A 16571-nucleotide genomic window follows, 5' to 3' on the forward strand; every position below is an offset into this window, starting at 1 on the left:
CCTCTCGACAAGGACGCCAGGCTATCAAACCGCTATTGATAGTCAATCGCAAAAAGGATGGATCAGTCGGGCAGCTCCTCGTTTGCGGCGAGTACGCGTCCGGCGAGGTAGAGCGATCCCAGTACCAGCACGGTGACCGGCGACCGCGTTGCTGACGCGATCGCATCGAGGGCGTCGGGAACATCGGCGGCGGTGTCCGTCACGCCGATCCCCAGCGTCTTGCCCAGCGCGGCGAGGGCGTCGGGCACGTGATGCGCGTGGCCGGGGACCGGCACGGCGACAAGCCGGTCGGTCATCGCTGCGAACGGGGCAAGCAACCCGTCCGGATCCTTGTTGGCGAGCATGCCGAGCACGATCGCGATCGGGCGGCTTTCAGCCACCCCTGCGAGTGCGTCACGCACCGCCTGAGCCGCGGCGGGATTATGCCCGCCATCCAGCCACAGCGTCGACCCGGCGGGCAGCCGGCGGGTCAGCGGCCCGTCCGACAGGCGCTGCATCCGCGCCGGCCAACGCGCTCCACTGGGCATCGCGGCGATCGCAGCGTCGGGGATGTGCAGGGCGCGTTGATGTCGCAGCATCGCGGTTGCCAGCGCGCAGTTTGCCGCTTGGTGCGAGCCGGCCAGCACGGGCAGGTCGAGCCTGAGTACGCCCCCGACATCGCGATAGGCGAGGCGGCCGTCGGTGATGGCCCAGTGCCAGTCGGCGCCGGCGCGCAGCACCGATGCGCGGCGCGTATGGGCGGCGGCTGCGACGACGTCGCGTATCGCTGGCGGATAGTCGAAGGTGACGAGCGGCACGCCGGGCTTCGCGATCCCGGCCTTTTCGGCGGCGATTGCCTCGATCGTGTCGCCGAGGAACGCCTGATGATCGAGCCCGAGCTGGGCGATGCCGCACACCGCGGGATGGTCGATCACGTTGGTCGCATCCAGCCGCCCGCCCAGGCCGACCTCGATCACGCACGCGTCCGCCGACGTGCGCGCGAATGCGAGAAACGCGACCGCCGTCGTCACCTCGAAGAAGCTTGCGCCGATATCGCTGCCCGCGTCGAGCACTTCGGCGAGCAGCGGGGCAAGCGCCGCATCCCCGATCAGCTGGCCCGCGACCCGGATCCGCTCGTTGAAGCGCACCAAATGCGGACTCGTATAGACATGGACGCGATGGCCCGCCGCCTCCAGCCCGGCGCGCAGATAGGCGCAGGTCGATCCTTTGCCGTTGGTGCCCGCGACATGGAACACCGGCGGCAGGTGGCGGTTCGGGTTGCCGACCCGGTCGAGCAGCCGGGTGATGCGGTCGAGCCCCAATATGTCCGCGCCCGGCCCGAGCAGGCTCAGCAGGTCGAGCTGGCGCTGCACCGCCGGATCGGTCGAGGTTGCGAAATCGGGCATGATCGGCGGGGGTAGCGCGTCAGGCGGCCTGGCGCTCCCCGCACAGATAGCCGATCACCTGCGCCAGCGTGTCGCGCAGCGCCTTGCGCTCGACGACCATGTCGATCAGGCCATGGTCGCGATAATATTCCGCGGTCTGGAAATCGTCGGGCAGCTTTTCGCGGATCGTCTGCTCGATCACGCGCCGCCCGGTGAACGCCAGCGTCGCCTTGGGCTCGGCGATGTGGATGTCGCCCAGCATCGCATAGGCAGCCATCACGCCCCCCGAGGTCGGATCGGTCAGCACGACGATATAGGGCAGGCCCGCCTCGCGCAGCATCTCGATCGCGACGGTGGTGCGTGGCATCTGCATCAGGCTCAAAATGCCTTCCTGCATCCGCGCGCCGCCCGATGCGGTGAAGACGATGAACGGCGCCTTGGCGGCGATCGCGGCCTCGGCGCCCGCGATGAACGCCTCGCCCACCGCCTGGCCCATCGATCCGCCCATGAAGGCGAAGTTCTGCACGCCGATCACCGCACGGTGCCCGTGGATCGTGCCGCGCGCGTTGACGAAGGCATCCGGATCGCCGGTTTCGACGCGTGCGGCCTTGAGCCGGTCGACATAACGCTTGGAGTCGCGGAACTTGAGCGGGTCTTCGGGCACGCGCAGCGCGGGCAGCAGCTTCATCGATCCTTCGTCGAACAACTGCGCGAACCGCTCCTTCGGGCCGATGCGCTCATGATGGCCGCAGGACGGACAGACGTGCAGATTTTCCTCGAACTCGCGGGTGAAGATCAGCTGCTGGCATTTGGGGCATTTATGCCAGAGATTGTCGGGCGTTTCCTTGGTCGCGACGACGGAGGCGATCGCGTTGCGAACGCGGTTGAGCCAGCTCATGCAGGTTCCTTCTGCGCCGCGTCGATCGCGGCGCGCAGTGATTGGACATAGGCGGTGACGGCGGCGGGCGCGTCGGCACCGTTCGCGGCGATCAGCTCGACGATCGCCGATCCGACGACGACGCCGTCGGCGACGCGGGCGATGGCCGCCGCCTGTTCGGGCGTGCGCACGCCAAAGCCGACCGCGATCGGCAGGTCGGTCGCGGGCTTGAGCCGGGCGACTGCCGTTTCGATCGAGGCCTGCGCGGCCTGTTGCAGCCCGGTGATTCCGGCGACCGAGACATAGTAGAGAAAGCCCGATGCGCCATCGAGCACCGCGGGCAGGCGCGCGGTATCGGTGGTGGGGGTGGCGAGCCGGATCGGCGCGATGCCCGCGGTGCGCAGCGCCGGGCCGAGCTGATCGTCCTCCTCGGGCGGGATGTCGACGCAGATGACGCCGTCGATACCGGCCGTCGCGCACTGCTCGGCAAACCACTCCGCCCCGCGCCGGAGCATCGGGTTGGCATAGCCCATCAGGACGAGCGGGACGCTGGGATGGCGGGCGCGAAAATCTGCAGCGATCGCCAGGATATCGCGCGTCGTGGTACCGACGGCGAGGCTGCGCAGATTTGCCGCCTGGATCGCCGGGCCATCCGCCATCGGGTCGGTGAACGGCATTCCCAGCTCGATCACGTCCGCCCCGCCCGCGACCAGCGCGTCGAGGATGGCGGGGGTGGGGCCATCGCCGGCAGTGACGAAGGTGACGAGCGCGGCGCGGTCGGCGGGGAAGGCGGCGGAGAGGCGGGTCATATAGCCCTCTCGCCTGACGTGGAGTGGCTCCGATTCACATCGCCACTCCCAGCGCCTCGGCGACGGTGAAGATATCCTTGTCGCCGCGTCCGCACAGGTTCGCGAGGATGACCTGGTCGGCGCGGATCGTCGGCGCGACCTTGGCGACGGCGGCGATGGCGTGGCTCGGTTCGAGCGCCGGGATGATGCCTTCGGTGCGGCAGAGCAGCTGGAACGCATCGAGCGCCTCCGCGTCGGTGATCGAGGTATAGTCGACCCGGCCGATATCCTTCAGCCACGCGTGTTCCGGCCCGATGCCGGGATAATCGAGGCCGGCCGAGATCGAATGCGCCTCGGTGATCTGGCCGTCCTCGTCCTGGAGCAGGTAGGTCTTGTTGCCGTGCAGGATGCCGGGGAAGCCCCCCGCCAGCGACGCGGCGTGTTCCTTGTCGAGCCCATGCCCGGCCGCCTCGACGCCGAGCATCCTGACGTCCGCGTCGTCGAGAAAGGGGTGGAACAGCCCGATCGCGTTCGATCCGCCACCGATCGCCGCGACCAGCAGATCGGGCAGGCGGCCGGTGCGGCTGAGCATCTGCGCGCGCGCTTCACGCCCGATCACGCTCTGAAAATCGCGGACGAGCTCGGGATAGGGGTGCGGCCCGGCGGCGGTGCCGATGATGTAGAAGGTGTCGTGGACATTGGCGACCCAGTCGCGCAGCCCCTCGTTCATCGCGTCCTTGAGCGTCGCCGCGCCGCTCGTCACCGGGCGGACCTCCGCGCCGAGCAGCTTCATGCGGAACACATTGGGCTGCTGCCGCTCGATGTCGCGTGCGCCCATGTAGATGACGCAGGGCAGGCCGAAGCGCGCGCAGACCGTGGCGGTTGCGACGCCATGCTGGCCGGCACCCGTCTCCGCGATGATCCGCGTCTTGCCCATGCGGCGCGCGAGCAGGATCTGGCCGATGCAGTTGTTGATCTTGTGCGCGCCGGTGTGGTTGAGCTCGTCGCGCTTGAACCAGATTTCCGCGCCCATGCCGTCGGGGGCGCCCGCGCGCAGCGCCTCGGTCAGCCGCGGCGCATAATAAAGCGGGCTCGGGCGGCCGACATAATGTTCGAGCAGGTCGTCGAACTCGGCGGCAAAGGCGGGATCGGCCTGCGCCGCGCGATATTCGCGCTCCAGGTCGAGGATCAGCGGCATCAGCGTTTCGGCGACATAGCGGCCGCCATAATCGCCGAAATGCCCGCGCTCGTCGGGTTGGGCCCGGAAACTGTTGGGTGCGTTCATGATGCGGGTGCGTTTAGCACCTGCGAGCCCCAAGTCGATACGGCATCGCCTATCCGTGCACCGCCTTCAGGAACGCGGCGATCTTCGCCGGGTCCTTCGTGCCCGGTGCGCGCTCGACGCCGGACGACACATCGACCAGGGTCGCGCCGGTTCGCCGGATTGCTTCGGCGACATTGCCCGCGTCGAGCCCGCCCGACAGCGCCCAGGGCAGCGGGTGCCGGAACCCGTCGAGCAGCGCCCAGTCGAAGCGCACGCCCATGCCGCCGGGCAGCGTCGCGCCCTCCGGCGTCTTGGCGTCATAAAGGATGCGGTCGGCCGCGCCCGCGAAATCGCGCACCTGGTCGAGATCGCGCGCGGTCTTGATCGCCACCGCCGCCCAGGTCTCAAGCCGGGTGCGCGCGCCGATCGCGGCGACGCGTCCGGGCGCGGTCTTGTGAAGCTGCAAGGCATCGAGCCTGCCCGCCGCGACCGCCGCGTCGATCAGGGTGTCGTCGGGATCGACGAAGACGCCGACCCGCGCGACCCGATCGGGCACGCGCGCCGCGAGCGCCATCGCCTGTTCGAGGGCGAGGTTGCGCGGGCTTGGCGCGAAGAAGACGAACCCGACATGGCTCGCGCCGCCGCCGATCGCGGCATCGAGCGTGTCGGCGGTCGACAGGCCGCAAATCTTGACCGTGGCGGGCATCGCGCCGCCATAGAAGCCTCGGCGGCGCGCGCAAGCCCCGGCAGTCAGGCGCCGGTGGTCAGGCGGGCGCCAGCACCTGCTTCACTGCGTGCGCCCAGCCCGCCAGCCGGCGCGCGCGCAGGTCCGGGTCGATCGACGGGGTGAATTCGCGCACCGGTCCGCGCATCGCCGCCGCCGCCTCCAGCGAGGCGAAGCGGCCGCAGCCCAGCCCGGCAAGCATGGCGGCACCCATCGCGGTGGTCTCCGCAAAATCCGGGCGCTCGACCGTCACGTCGAGCATGTCGGCCAGGTCCTGGGCCATCCAGTCGTTGGCGACCATGCCGCCGTCGATGCGCAGCCGCGCCCAGTCGGCACCATCGGCGGCGAAGGCGGTCTTAAGGTCATGCGCCTGGTGCGCCATCGCCTCCAGCGCGGCGCGGACGATGTGCGCGCGGGTACTGGAAAAGCTGAGGCCGGAAATCGCTGCGCGGGCGTCGGGTTGCCACCACGGCGCGCCGATGCCGCTCAGCGCCGGGACCAGATAGACGCCGCCATTGTCGGCGACGCTGCGGGCCAGATCCTCGGTTTCCTGGGCGGTTCCGATCAGGCCGACCTGGTCGCGCAGCCATTTGATCAGGCTGCCGGCGACGAACACCGACCCTTCGATCGCATAGGCGCGCCGACCGTCGATCTGCCACGCCAGCGTCGCCAGCAGCCGGTGGCGCGACACCGGCGGCGTCGCGCCGGTATGGGTCAGCACGAATGCGCCCGTGCCGAACGTCGCCTTGGTCTCGCCGGGATTGAGGCACGCCTGGCCGATCGACGCGGCCTGCTGGTCGCCGGCCATGCCGGTGATCGGGATGGGATGGCCGAACAGGGTCGTCTCGCCGAACGATCCGGCGCAATCGACGATCGCGGGCAACGCCGCGCGCGGCGCGCCGAACAGCTCGATCAGCCCGTCGTCCCAGCTGCCGCTGCCCAGCGCCATCAGCAAGGTGCGCGATGCGTTGGTCGCATCGGTGACATGCACCCCGCCGGTCAGTTTCCACACGAGCCAGCTTTCGACGGTACCGATTGCCAGCCGGTCGGCTTGCGCCGCCGCGGCGACCTCGGGCCAGTTCGCCATCGCCCAGGCGACCTTGCTGCCCGAAAAATAGGGATCGAGCCGGAGCCCCGTGCGCGCCTGCACCCCGGGTTCCTCGCCCGCGTCGCGCCATGCGGCGCAAAGATCTGCGGTGCGGCGGTCCTGCCACACGATCGCCGGGGCGAGCGGCTCGCCCGTTGCCCGGTCCCAGAACACGACGGTTTCGCGCTGGTTGGTGATGCCGATCGCGGCGATCCGGTCGGCGCCGCCGGCACGCGCGACCATCGCGTGTGCGCACGCCAGCGATTCGCGCCAGATTTCGCCGGCGTCATGTTCGACCCAGCCGGGACGCGGGTAATGCTGCGTGATCGGCCGGCCTTCGTGGGCGACATGGCCGCGGTCGGGGTCGAACAGCATCGCGCGGGTGGAGGTGGTGCCCGCGTCGAGCACCAGGATCAGCTTTTCCATCGCATCAGCATAGGCCGGACGACCGGCGGGGGGAATTCCCCTTGCCCGCTGGCTGTTCTACACAGGCAGCATGAACCAGCACAACGTCACCGGGCCGGGCGAGCATGATCCCGAACGCCTGACCGGCGATACCCATCATGACGAGGAACTGCGCCGCGACCGCCTGCTCGCCGGGCTGACCCTGATCGCGGGCGTCGGACTGGTGCTCGCGCTGCCCTTCGCGCTCCAGGCCGGATACCGCTTCTTCCTGCCGCTGACCGCGGCGATCGTCGTCGCGATCGCGCTGGTGCCGTTGCTGGAATGGCTGGAACGGCGGCGGCTGCCGTCGCCGCTTGCGGCGTTCCTGTGCGTATTCGTGTTCCTGGCGATCGCCAACATCGCGCTCGCGTCGATCGTCGTGCCGGCGTGGAGCTGGGTCCAGGTGCTGCCCGAGCGGATCGCCCGCATCCAGACGAACATCGCCCCGCTCATCGATTTCTATTCGAGCTTCGAGAAGTTCGTGAACCGCCTGATCAGCGAGGTGGCGAGCGCGCCCGCCCGCCGCAACGAAGCCGTCGTGGAGCCGCCCCGTTCGCTGCTCGACCTGGTCGGGACGTCGGCCCCGTCGGCGCTCATCGAAATGTTCTTCGTCATCCTGGTCATCTACTTCTTCCTGTCGGGGTGGACGCGGCTGCGCCAGTCGGCGATCACCAGCCGGTCGAGCTTTGGCGGGGCGCTGGCGACGGCGCGGGTGATCCAGGACGTCGTCGACGACACGTCGGCCTATCTGGGCACGATCACGCTGATCAACCTGTCGCTCGGCCTGGTCGTCGCGGGCGGCGTCTATCTGATCGGGATGCCGACGCCGCTGATGTGGGGCGGGATCGTCGCGCTGCTCAACTACATCCCCTATTTCGGGCCGATCCTGGCGGCGGCGCTGCTGGCGCTGGGCGGCCTGATGACCTTCGACCAGCTGTGGTGGGCGCTGATGCCGGCCTTCATCATGATTGCCGCGCATCTGGTCGAGGCGAACCTGTTCACGCCGCTGGTCATCGGTCACCGGCTGACGATCAATCCGCTGTCGATCCTGATCGCGCTCAGCTTCTGGGGCTGGGTATGGGGAACGGCCGGCGCGCTGCTCGCGGTGCCGCTGCTGATCATCTTTCAGCGGGTGCTGCGCGCGGCAGGACGTCCCGATATCGCGGGCTTCCTGTTCGAGCATGGGACGCTGGTGAACGAGCCGCCGCGCGAGCATGCGCCGAAGCGCGAAACATCGCCCGCCGGGGGTGTTGACAGCCCCGAGGCCGTCCTCTAGGTGCCGCGCTCTCGCAAGGATATGCGGGTGTAGCTCAGTTGGTTAGAGCGCCGGCCTGTCACGCCGGAGGTCGCGGGTTCGAGCCCCGTCACTCGCGCCATTGCCCGCGCAGCGCCGCGCGTTCGGCCGCGCCGAAATTTCTCGAAAATCGTTGAACTTAACCCGGACACGGGGCGTTCCCTTCCTGTCGCCGCCGCCAAGGAGCGGCGACCAGTATGGAGGGTAACCATGGACATCGACTCACGCGAAACCATTGATCTGATCGCTTCGGACAAGGTCGAGGGCACGGCGGTCTACGGCGCCGACGGCGACCGGCTCGGCACGATCGAGCGGTTCATGGTCGGCAAGATGTCGGGCCAGGTCGAATATGCGGTCATGTCGTTCGGCGGCCTGTTCGGCATGGGCCACAGCCACTATCCGCTGCCGTGGCAGACACTGACTTATGACACCGACAAGGGCGGCTATGTCGTCAGCCTGACCAAGGAGCAGCTGGAGAACGCACCGCGCTACGATCAGGACGAGCCGACCTATGATCGCGCCTATGGCGAGCAGGTCCATGGGTATTATGGCCTGAACTACGCCTGATCATCCAGAAACGGGCTCCGGCGCCGCCGTCATATGACGGCGGCTGCCGGCGTCGGCAGTTGCACGTCTGCGGGCAGATAGCGCTCGAACAGCGTGCGCACGTTCACCCGCGCGCGCAGTCGGGTAGCCAGCAGATACATGCCGCCGATCTTGCGCTGGATGAACAGCGTGTCGACCGGGGGCAGGAACCACTGGCTGCGATCGGCCGCCAGTTCGACGCCCTCCGCTCGCATCTCCGCAAGCATGTCGCGCGCGCCGAAATCGAACATCGCGTCGCCACGCAGTGGCGCAAGGCCGCGATCCAGCATCGCAATCACCTTTTCCTGCCGCCAGCGCGGCGCGTCCGCATTGATGAAGCCCGCCGCCGCCGCAACCTCGCGCGCGCGGTCCAGATCGCCGTCGAGTGCGGCGTTCAGCAGGCGCGCATACCCCGCCGCGGTTTCCGGCGCGATTTCGCGCGCGGCCCCGAAATCGAGCAGCGCGATCCGCCTGGTCGCGGGGTCGTAGAGATAGTTGGCGAAATTCGGATCGGTCTGCATCAGCCCGAATTCAAACAGCTCGCGCAGCACCAGTTCGAGCAGCAGCGTGACGACGCGGTCGCGCTCGGCTTGCGGCGCATCGACGAGCGACTCGACCGGAACGCCCGTCACGAAATCCATGGCGAGGATGGTCGGGCGGGTAAGGTCGGCGTGCGAGTCGGGCACGACGAATTCCGGCCGATCGGCGAGCAAGGTCTTGAACCGCGCCAGATAAGCGCCCTCGCGCGCATAATCGGCTTCGTCGTGCAGCTGCCGCTTCGCCTCCGCCAGCAGGGGCGCGACGTCGATCTTTTTGGGGACGAGGCCCGATACGCGGAGCAGCGCGGTGACGTTGTCGACATCGCTGTCGATGCTGCGGGCGACGCCCGGATACTGGATCTTGATCGCCAGATCGCGGCCGTCGCGCGTGCGCGCACGGTGCACCTGGCCGATCGACGCGGCGGCGATCGGGCGCTGACCGAACTCGGCGAACTGCCGGCGCCAGTCGCGGCCCCATGCCTGGCCGAGGACCGTGTTGAGCTGACCCGGCGGCATGTGATCGGCGTCGGCGCGCAGCCGGGCGAGGATGTCGGTCAACTCGCGCGGCAGCAGCTCGCCCGCATCCATCGACAGCAACTGCCCCATCTTCATCGCCGCGCCGCGCAGCTGCGCGAGCTGCGCCGTCACCCGCATCGCATTGGCAGGGGTCAGCAACAGGTCGCCGACGTTCGGCCGCTTGCCGGCGGCGAATTGTCGCGCCCCGTCGACCAGCATGCCGCCGGCCACGCCCGAGGCAAGGCCGCCGAACCTGGCCAATCGCGCGAACCGTCCGGTGGGCACTGCGGTGCCGTGCCGGCGATCGGGGGGAAGGGCCATTTGGACATGCTCCGGTGAAAGGCTTTATCCCACGCAGGTAAGGCGCGGCGGTCGCGCTTCAATGCGGGCTATGGGGCAGGGGGCGTTCCCGCATTCGTCAATGGTTCCGGCCTCTGCCGGGGCGACGCGCGCAACCTTCGTCCCAGATCGGGCGCTATCGCCAGTGCCCGGTTTCCATCCAGCGCAGCAACGGCTTCATCGGCGCGATCCAGATCACGCCGGTCACCGCGTAGACCAGCGCCTGCACCGCCCAGTGCAAGCCCCCGATCGTCGCCGAAAAGCTCGCGACGAGGCCGATCCACACGAAGGCGGCGATCAAAATCGCCAGCATGCCGACGGGCTTGCGCCAATTGGGTTCCATTACCAGTCTCCGGTCATGAACAGGCCGCGTTCGGTGATCACGGCGTGCAGCGGCACGTCCCACGGGTCGACCGGCACGGCGGGCACCTCCTGCACCGACCATGCGACGCCGATGCGGAGCGCATCGGGGAAGCGGGCAAAGGCGCGGTCGTAATAAGCTGCGCCCTGGCCGAGCCGGTTGAACGCATCGTCAAAACCGATCAGCGGCGTCAGGATGATGTCGGGGACGAGCTCGGTCGCGCTGGCGGCGGGCTGCTTCAGGCGCATCGGCCCGTCGACCAGCGGCTGGCCCGGCGACCAGGCGAGGAAGCGCATCGGCACCGCACGCGAGGCCGCGACATGCGGAAGCGCGATCGCCGCGCCCAGCATCCGGGCATCGCGCTCGATCCCCGACGGATCGGCTTCGCTGCCGACCGCCCAGTAGCTGGCAACGACGGTGCCCGGCGCGATCCGCGCGCGCAGCCATCCCGGCATGACGAAGGCGGCTTCCTTGTCCGTGGCAAAGCCATCGCGGCGCGCGCGCAATTCGGCGCGCAGGGCGGATTTGTCGGTGTCCATCGTCATTTCTGGGCCTGTCTGCATGTGGACAGATCTCTAAACCTGCTCATCGTGGGTAGCCATTGAGCTTGTCGAAATGGCCTATCGAAGGACGAGCGCGCGCGTGAGTCCTTCGATACGGGTCCCTTCGACTGCCTGCCAAGGCAGGCGCTCAGGACAGGCTTCGGCTTCGGCAAAGCCGAAGTTTATCCTGAGCGACGCCGCAGGCGGCCTCGAAGGGCTCAGCCCCTACTCAGGATGAGCGGTATGTGACGCGATGGAACATCTTTACGACCACCCGTGGGCGATCTGATCGTCGTCCCATCAACTTTCGCAAACGGGGGTGGCGGGGACCACCATGGGTCGGTTGCTGGAATATCCTCTGACGCCGGTAACGTCAGGTGGGGGCCATGTGCTTCGGACCAGGGTCCGGGCAGGGACAGCTCCCTTGGATGATTTTATCGCCTCAGGGATTTTCGCTAAAGCTCGTACCGGGCAGTTCCCGCCGTCCCCTATCTAGGAGGTCGGCGCGTCTTCCTCAAGCACCGCCGCGATTGCTTCGAGTCGTTCGGCCAGGCTGGAAAGCAGATGGTCCGCAACCCCCGATGGCGGATTGGCCTGGGCATCGGCCAGTTCGTCGGCGATCATCAGCGCGACGAACAGCATCGCCCGCTCGCCGGGCACGCCGCCGGCGACCTTGATCGCGGCGTCCGAATGGCGATCGAGCAGGGCGGCCAGCCGTTCGAGCCGCGCCTCGTCGCCGGGACGGCACGCGACCTGATGCTGGCGCCCGGCGACGGTGAGCAGGACGTGGCTCATGCGTCCTCGGTCCCCCGCGCCTCTTGCGCGGCGATCAGCGTGTCGAGCGCGTCGAGCGCGTCGGTCATGCGTGCACGCAGCAGCTGGTGGCGTCGCGTAAGCGCGGCGGAGGCGGCGACGCGCGCAGCGGACGCCCGCTCGATACGCGCCACGGCGCGTTCGATTCGCGCGAGGGCAGGGTTGGTCATGTCGTCGGAAGCAAGGTCGGCCATCGCATGACGATTACGCCGCCCGGCACGCACGGGCAAGCGCGGCTGGCCGGTTGACGAAGGCGCGTCGCCGCCGCAAAGGGGCGGGCCATCAGCATTATGGCCGCGGCCGATCCCGGCACCGTGGCGCGATGGGCCAGGCGATCCGGCTGGCCGAACAAGGAGCAGCATGGCCGCGACCGACACCCAACTCGCCAACGCGATCCGGGCGCTTGCCATGGATGCGGTCGAAGCCGCCAATTCGGGCCATCCGGGGATGCCGATGGGGATGGCGGACGCCGCGACCGTCCTGTTCACCCGGTTCCTGAAGCACGATCCCGCCGACCCGCGCTGGCCCGACCGCGATCGTTTCGTGTTGTCGGCCGGGCATGGGTCGATGTTGATCTATGCGCTGCTGCACCTGACCGGCTATGCGCGCCCGACGATCGACGACATCCGCAATTTCCGCCAGCTCGGCAGCCCGTGTGCGGGGCACCCGGAGAATTTCGAGCTGCCCGGCGTGGAGACGACCACTGGGCCGCTGGGCCAGGGCTTTGCCACCGCGGTCGGCATGGCGATCGCCGAGCGTCATTTGAACGCGGTGTTCGGCGATGCGCTGGTCGACCATCGCACCTGGGTGATCGCCGGCGACGGCTGCCTGATGGAAGGCATCAACCATGAGGCGGTGGGGCTGGCCGGGCATCTGAAGCTCGGGCGGTTGAACGTGCTGTGGGACGACAACCGCATCACCATCGACGGCGCGGTCGCGCTGTCGTCGAGCGAGGATATCCCCGCGCGCTATCGCGCATCGGGCTGGCACGTCGTCGAATGCGACGGGCATGACTTCGCCGATGTCGAGCGCGCGCTGACCGAAGCCCGTGACTCGGACCTGCCGTCGCTGATCCGCTGCCGCACGACGATCGGCAAGGGCGCGCCCAACAAGGGCGGCACCTCGGGCGTCCACGGATCGCCGCTCGGTACCGCCGAAGTCGCCGCCGCGCGCGAGGCGCTGGGTTGGACCGCGCCGCCGTTCGAGGTACCGCAGGACATTCGCGATGCGTGGCTGGCGGCGGGCAGGGCGCACGCCGGTCTTCACACCGAATGGCAGCAGCGCCTGGCAAGCCATCAAGATAAAGACGAATTTCTGCGACGGATGTCGGGCGAGCTATCCGCCGATTTCAGCCTCGCCGCGCATGTCGACGGACTGATCGCGGCCCCGCAGAAAGTCGCGACGCGCAAGGCGTCCGAATTGGCCCTGGGCGCGATCAATGCCCAGCTGCCCGAGACGATCGGCGGTTCGGCCGATCTGACCGGCTCCAACAACACGCGGACGAAGGATCAGGCACCGCTGACGACCGACGATTATTCGGGCCGCTATGTCAGCTATGGCATCCGCGAATTCGGCATGGCAGCGGCGATGAACGGGATGGCGCTGCATGGTGGCGTCATCCCCTATGGCGGCACGTTCCTGGTCTTCGCCGATTATTGCCGCGCGGCGATCCGTCTGTCGGCGCTTCAGCAGGCGCGCGTCATCTATGTGCTCACGCACGATTCGATCGGGCTGGGCGAGGACGGGCCGACCCACCAGCCGGTCGAGCACCTGACCAGCCTGCGGTTGATCCCCAATCTGGAGGTCTATCGGCCCTGCGATGCGGTCGAGACCGCAGAATGCTGGGAACTCGCGCTGCGGCGCGCCGACGGCCCGGCGGTGCTGGCGCTCACCCGCCAGAACCTGCCCCAGCTGCGCACCGAAGCGGCGGGCGAGAACCGCTCGGCGCGCGGCGCCTATCGCCTGCAGGCGGCCAGCGCGCCGCGCCGCGTGGTGCTGATCGCCACCGGTTCCGAGGTCGAGATCGCGGTCGCGGTGCGCGCGGCGCTGGAGGAGCGCGGCATCGGTGCCGACGTCGTGTCGATGCCGTGCTGGGAACGGTTCGACGCGCAGGACGCGGGTTATCGTGCCGACCTGTTGCCCGTCGACGCGCTGCGCGTGTCGATCGAGGCGGGAACGACGCTGGGCTGGGAACGCTATACCGGGACGGACGGGCTGCGCTTCGGGATCGACAGCTTCGGTGCGTCGGCACCAGCGCCTGTGCTCTACCAGCATTTCGGGCTGACCGCGGATGCGATCACGCCGCGGATCATCGAACGACTCTAACGGCTTCACGGGAGTAAGCACGACATGACGAAGGTTGCGATCAACGGCTTTGGGCGCATCGGCCGCCTCGTGGCGCGCGCGATCCTGGAGCGTCCGGATTGCGGGCTCGAGCTGGTGACGATCAACGATCTTGCCGATGCCAAGTCGAATGCGTGGCTGTTCAGCCGCGATTCGGTGCACGGCAAATATCCGGGCAGCGTCGCCGCCGACGGTACCGACCTGGTGATCGACGGCAAGCGCATCGCCGTCACCGCCGAGCGCGATCCCGCCAACCTGCCGCACGCCAAGCACGGCGTCGACATCGTGCTGGAATGCACGGGCTTCTTCACCGACCGCGCGTCGGCGCAGAAGCATATCGATGCAGGTGCCAAGAAGGTGCTGATTTCCGCCCCCGGCAAGAATGTCGACCTGACGGTCGTCTATGGCGTCAACCACGACAAGCTGGAGGCCGCGCACACCATCGTGTCCAACGCGTCGTGCACGACCAACTGCCTGGCCCCGGTTGCCAAGGTGATGAATGACGCGATCGGGATCGAGCGCGGGCTGATGACCACCGTCCACGCCTATACCAACGATCAGAAGATCCTGGATCAGATCCATCCCGACCTGCGCCGCGCGCGGGCGGCCGCGATGTCGATCATCCCGACCACCACCGGTGCTGCGCGCGCGGTGGGCGAAGTGCTGCCCGAGCTGAAGGGCAAGCTCGACGGTTCGGCGATCCGGGTGCCGGTGCCGGACGTCAGCCTGGTTGACCTGACCTTCACGCCCGCGCGCGAAACGACGAAGGACGAGGTCAACGCGATCCTGAAGGCCGCGTCGGAAAGCGGGCCGCTTGCCGGCATCCTCGACTATTCGGACGAGCCTCTGGTCTCGATCGATCTGATGCACAATCAGGCGTCCTCGACAATCGACAGCCTGGAGACCGCGGTGATCGACGGCAAGCTGGTGCGCGTCGTCAGCTGGTACGACAATGAATGGGGCTTCTCCAACCGCATGGTCGATACCGCCAGCGCGATGGCGAAGCTGGGCTGAGCCAGGACGATGACCGGTCGCCTCGCCGGGATCGCCCGACATGCCCGGCCCCGCGCGCCGATCGAGGTGGTCGACGCGGTGGCGGTCAGCGTCGATGGTGGCCTGCACGGTGATCTTCGCGGGGCGATCAAGCCCGGCGGTCGCGGCCGCCGCCAGGTGACGCTGATCGAGGCGGGCGACTGGGCACAGGCGATGGCGGAGGTCGGCCACACGCTGCCGTGGTGGCACCGGCGCGCCAACCTGCTGGTCGAGGGGCTCGACCTCCCGCAGCAGCCGGACATGCTGCTGCGCATCGGTACGGAGGTTGTGCTGCGCGTCACGGTCGAATGCGAACCGTGCAGCCGCATGGAGGAAGTCGCGCCCGGACTGCGTGCCGCGCTGACCCCGGACTGGCGGGGCGGGGCATGTACGAAGGTCGTCACCGGTGGGACCATCCGCATCGGCGACGCAATAAGGATCGAAGCATGAGCCGCAATTTCAAGACCCTCGACGATATCGGTGACGTCACCGGCAAGCGCGTGCTGGTGCGCGAGGATTTGAACGTGCCGATGGCCGACGGCGCGGTGACCGACGACACGCGGCTGCGCGCCGCGGTGTCGACGATCACCGAACTGGCCGATCGTGGCGCGATCGTCCTGATCCTGGCGCATTTCGGCCGGCCCAAGGTGCCGTCGCCCGAACATTCGACGGCCCAGATCACGCGCCCCCTGTCCGACGTGCTCGGTCGTGCGGTGCGATATATCGACTGGGAGGGCGCGGCGGAATCGGTCGCGACGCTCCAGCCCGGCGATATCGGGCTGCTCGAGAATACCCGATTCTTCGGCGGTGAGGAAAAGAACGATCCGGCGGTGGTCGAACGCTTCGCGGCGCTGGGCGACCTCTATGTCAACGATGCCTTCTCGGCCGCGCATCGCGCGCATGCCTCGACCGAGGGTCTGGCGCGTCGCCTGCCGGCCTTTGCCGGGCGTCAGATGGAGGCCGAGCTCGATGCGCTCGACAAGGCGCTGGGCAATCCCGAGCATCCCGTCGCCGCGGTGGTCGGCGGGGCGAAGGTGTCGACCAAGCTCGACGTGCTCAGGCATCTGGTCGCGCGCGTCGATCATCTGATCATCGGCGGCGGCATGGCCAACACCTTCCTCGCCGCGCGCGGCGTCGATGTCGGCAAAAGCCTGTGCGAGCATGACCTGACCGCAACCGCGGAGGCGATCCTGGATGCGGCCGATGCCGCCAACTGTACCGTCCACCTGCCCTATGACGTGATGGTCGCGACCGAGTTCGCCGCGCACCCCGCATCGCTGCGCACCGCCAATGTCCATGAGGTCGCCGCCGACGAGATGATCCTCGACATCGGACCCGCAGCGACTGAGGCGCTCGCCGACGTGCTCAAGACCTGTCGCACGCTCGTGTGGAACGGCCCGCTCGGCGCGTTCGAGACGCCCCCGTTCGATGCTGCGACCGTGGCGCTGGCCCGCACCGCCGCCGCGCTGACCCGCGAGGGGTCGCTGGTGTCGGTCGCCGGCGGAGGCGACACCGTCGCCGCGCTCAACCAGGCCGGGGTCGCGGCCGACATGACCTTCGTCTCGACCGCCGGCGGCGCGTTCCTCGAATGGATGGAGGGCAAGGCGTTGCCCGGCGTCGCTGCCCTTGCCCGCTAAGCCGAACCGAACCCGTACAGGA

General features: G+C 68.5%; 17 protein-coding genes, 1 tRNA gene and 1 other RNA gene. 7 read left to right on the forward strand and 12 right to left on the reverse strand.

Going from position 1 to position 16571, the window contains the following annotated elements:
* Nucleotides 1–62: 62 nt before the first annotated feature.
* The 6 genes from AX676_RS15770 to glpK are packed head-to-tail and all read right to left on the reverse strand — an operon-like array spanning nucleotide 63 to nucleotide 6530.
* Nucleotides 63–1385: a bifunctional folylpolyglutamate synthase/dihydrofolate synthase gene (locus AX676_RS15770; protein ID WP_066476405.1), complete on the reverse strand. Its 1323-nt coding sequence runs from the start codon at nucleotides 1383–1385 to the stop codon at nucleotides 63–65.
* A 19-nt stretch (nucleotides 1386–1404) separates the two neighbouring features.
* The gene (gene accD, locus AX676_RS15775) at nucleotides 1405–2262 is read right to left on the reverse strand and encodes an acetyl-CoA carboxylase, carboxyltransferase subunit beta (RefSeq protein WP_066476403.1); all 858 of its coding nucleotides are present in this window, start codon (nucleotides 2260–2262) and stop codon (nucleotides 1405–1407) included.
* A complete protein-coding gene (trpA, locus tag AX676_RS15780; RefSeq protein ID WP_066476400.1) occupies nucleotides 2259–3050 on the reverse strand; it encodes a tryptophan synthase subunit alpha in 792 nt (263 codons plus the stop codon). Before trpA ends, accD begins: the two co-directional genes overlap by 4 nt.
* Nucleotides 3051–3084: 34 nt before the next feature.
* A complete protein-coding gene (gene trpB, locus AX676_RS15785; protein WP_066476397.1) occupies nucleotides 3085–4314 on the reverse strand; it encodes a tryptophan synthase subunit beta in 1230 nt (409 codons plus the stop codon).
* A gap of 49 nt (nucleotides 4315–4363) precedes the next feature.
* Complete coding sequence (locus AX676_RS15790; protein WP_066476395.1) at nucleotides 4364–4999, reverse strand: phosphoribosylanthranilate isomerase; 636 nt, start codon at nucleotides 4997–4999, stop codon at nucleotides 4364–4366.
* 58 nt (nucleotides 5000–5057) lie between these two features.
* Nucleotides 5058–6530, reverse strand: coding sequence for a glycerol kinase GlpK (gene glpK, locus AX676_RS15795; RefSeq protein WP_066476394.1), 1473 nt, complete (start codon nucleotides 6528–6530; stop codon nucleotides 5058–5060).
* 70 nt (nucleotides 6531–6600) lie between these two features.
* Between glpK and AX676_RS15800 the strand changes: the two genes are divergently transcribed.
* The 3 genes from AX676_RS15800 to AX676_RS15810 all read left to right on the forward strand — a co-directional run bounded on the left by AX676_RS15800 (nucleotide 6601) and on the right by AX676_RS15810 (nucleotide 8409).
* Nucleotides 6601–7824 carry an AI-2E family transporter gene (locus AX676_RS15800; protein ID WP_082731185.1) on the forward strand — a complete coding sequence of 408 codons (1224 nt, stop codon included), beginning with the start codon at nucleotides 6601–6603 and terminating at the stop codon, nucleotides 7822–7824.
* A 23-nt stretch (nucleotides 7825–7847) separates the two neighbouring features.
* Nucleotides 7848–7924, forward strand: a tRNA-Asp gene (locus tag AX676_RS15805).
* A gap of 128 nt (nucleotides 7925–8052) precedes the next feature.
* Complete coding sequence (locus AX676_RS15810; protein ID WP_066476393.1) at nucleotides 8053–8409, forward strand: PRC-barrel domain-containing protein; 357 nt, start codon at nucleotides 8053–8055, stop codon at nucleotides 8407–8409.
* 29 nt (nucleotides 8410–8438) lie between these two features.
* On the opposite strand, the gene AX676_RS15815 is transcribed toward AX676_RS15810, so the two are convergent.
* From AX676_RS15815 to AX676_RS15835, 6 genes are all read right to left on the reverse strand, one after another.
* On the reverse strand, nucleotides 8439–9803 hold the full coding sequence (locus AX676_RS15815) for an ABC1 kinase family protein (protein ID WP_066476388.1): 1365 nt from the start codon (nucleotides 9801–9803) through the stop codon (nucleotides 8439–8441).
* A gap of 154 nt (nucleotides 9804–9957) precedes the next feature.
* Nucleotides 9958–10164 (reverse strand): DUF2842 domain-containing protein, encoded by a 207-nt coding sequence (locus AX676_RS15820; protein ID WP_066476385.1) that lies wholly within the window; start codon nucleotides 10162–10164, stop codon nucleotides 9958–9960.
* The gene (locus AX676_RS15825) at nucleotides 10164–10727 is read right to left on the reverse strand and encodes a 5-formyltetrahydrofolate cyclo-ligase (RefSeq protein WP_066476380.1); all 564 of its coding nucleotides are present in this window, start codon (nucleotides 10725–10727) and stop codon (nucleotides 10164–10166) included. Before AX676_RS15825 ends, AX676_RS15820 begins: the two co-directional genes overlap by 1 nt.
* Nucleotides 10728–11046: 319 nt before the next feature.
* Nucleotides 11047–11205: non-coding RNA, 6S RNA (gene ssrS, locus AX676_RS18595), on the reverse strand.
* A gap of 11 nt (nucleotides 11206–11216) precedes the next feature.
* Nucleotides 11217–11519 carry a cell division protein ZapA gene (locus tag AX676_RS15830; protein ID WP_066476377.1) on the reverse strand — a complete coding sequence of 101 codons (303 nt, stop codon included), beginning with the start codon at nucleotides 11517–11519 and terminating at the stop codon, nucleotides 11217–11219.
* The gene (locus AX676_RS15835) at nucleotides 11516–11731 is read right to left on the reverse strand and encodes a hypothetical protein (RefSeq protein ID WP_066476376.1); all 216 of its coding nucleotides are present in this window, start codon (nucleotides 11729–11731) and stop codon (nucleotides 11516–11518) included. The genes AX676_RS15830 and AX676_RS15835 overlap by 4 nt, the downstream gene beginning before the upstream one ends.
* 166 nt (nucleotides 11732–11897) lie before the next feature.
* On the opposite strand from AX676_RS15835, the gene tkt reads away from it, so the two are divergent.
* From tkt to AX676_RS15855, 4 genes are read left to right on the forward strand one after another with little or no spacing between them, the layout of a single operon-like run.
* Entirely contained in the window at nucleotides 11898–13862 is a 1965-nt protein-coding gene (gene tkt, locus AX676_RS15840; protein WP_066476373.1) for a transketolase, read from the forward strand.
* A gap of 24 nt (nucleotides 13863–13886) precedes the next feature.
* A complete protein-coding gene (gap, locus tag AX676_RS15845; protein ID WP_066476370.1) occupies nucleotides 13887–14894 on the forward strand; it encodes a type I glyceraldehyde-3-phosphate dehydrogenase in 1008 nt (335 codons plus the stop codon).
* A gap of 9 nt (nucleotides 14895–14903) precedes the next feature.
* Nucleotides 14904–15362, forward strand: coding sequence for an MOSC domain-containing protein (locus tag AX676_RS15850; protein WP_066476369.1), 459 nt, complete (start codon nucleotides 14904–14906; stop codon nucleotides 15360–15362).
* Nucleotides 15359–16549 (forward strand): phosphoglycerate kinase, encoded by a 1191-nt coding sequence (locus AX676_RS15855; protein WP_066476368.1) that lies wholly within the window; start codon nucleotides 15359–15361, stop codon nucleotides 16547–16549. The genes AX676_RS15850 and AX676_RS15855 overlap by 4 nt, the downstream gene beginning before the upstream one ends.
* Nucleotides 16550–16571 lie beyond the last annotated feature (22 nt).

This window comes from Sphingomonas sp. CCH21-G11 (assembly GCF_001555965.1).
Classification (GTDB): Bacteria; Pseudomonadota; Alphaproteobacteria; order Sphingomonadales; family Sphingomonadaceae; genus Sphingomonas.

Bases quoted from the DNA above. Each gene is read 5' to 3' on its own strand.
- AX676_RS15770 (WP_066476405.1), bottom strand. From the start codon at position 1,385: ATGCCCGATTTCGCAACCTCGACCGATCCGGCGGTGCAGCGCCAGCTC.
- accD (WP_066476403.1), bottom strand. From the start codon at position 2,262: ATGAGCTGGCTCAACCGCGTTCGCAACGCGATCGCCTCCGTCGTCGCG.
- trpA (WP_066476400.1), bottom strand. From the start codon at position 3,050: ATGACCCGCCTCTCCGCCGCCTTCCCCGCCGACCGCGCCGCGCTCGTC.
- trpB (WP_066476397.1), bottom strand. From the start codon at position 4,314: ATGAACGCACCCAACAGTTTCCGGGCCCAACCCGACGAGCGCGGGCAT.
- AX676_RS15790 (WP_066476395.1), bottom strand. From the start codon at position 4,999: ATGCCCGCCACGGTCAAGATTTGCGGCCTGTCGACCGCCGACACGCTC.
- glpK (WP_066476394.1), bottom strand. From the start codon at position 6,530: ATGGAAAAGCTGATCCTGGTGCTCGACGCGGGCACCACCTCCACCCGC.
- AX676_RS15800 (WP_082731185.1), top strand. From the start codon at position 6,601: ATGAACCAGCACAACGTCACCGGGCCGGGCGAGCATGATCCCGAACGC.
- AX676_RS15810 (WP_066476393.1), top strand. From the start codon at position 8,053: ATGGACATCGACTCACGCGAAACCATTGATCTGATCGCTTCGGACAAG.
- AX676_RS15815 (WP_066476388.1), bottom strand. From the start codon at position 9,803: ATGGCCCTTCCCCCCGATCGCCGGCACGGCACCGCAGTGCCCACCGGA.
- AX676_RS15820 (WP_066476385.1), bottom strand. From the start codon at position 10,164: ATGGAACCCAATTGGCGCAAGCCCGTCGGCATGCTGGCGATTTTGATC.
- AX676_RS15825 (WP_066476380.1), bottom strand. From the start codon at position 10,727: ATGACGATGGACACCGACAAATCCGCCCTGCGCGCCGAATTGCGCGCG.
- AX676_RS15830 (WP_066476377.1), bottom strand. From the start codon at position 11,519: ATGAGCCACGTCCTGCTCACCGTCGCCGGGCGCCAGCATCAGGTCGCG.
- AX676_RS15835 (WP_066476376.1), bottom strand. From the start codon at position 11,731: ATGGCCGACCTTGCTTCCGACGACATGACCAACCCTGCCCTCGCGCGA.
- tkt (WP_066476373.1), top strand. From the start codon at position 11,898: ATGGCCGCGACCGACACCCAACTCGCCAACGCGATCCGGGCGCTTGCC.
- gap (WP_066476370.1), top strand. From the start codon at position 13,887: ATGACGAAGGTTGCGATCAACGGCTTTGGGCGCATCGGCCGCCTCGTG.
- AX676_RS15850 (WP_066476369.1), top strand. From the start codon at position 14,904: ATGACCGGTCGCCTCGCCGGGATCGCCCGACATGCCCGGCCCCGCGCG.
- AX676_RS15855 (WP_066476368.1), top strand. From the start codon at position 15,359: ATGAGCCGCAATTTCAAGACCCTCGACGATATCGGTGACGTCACCGGC.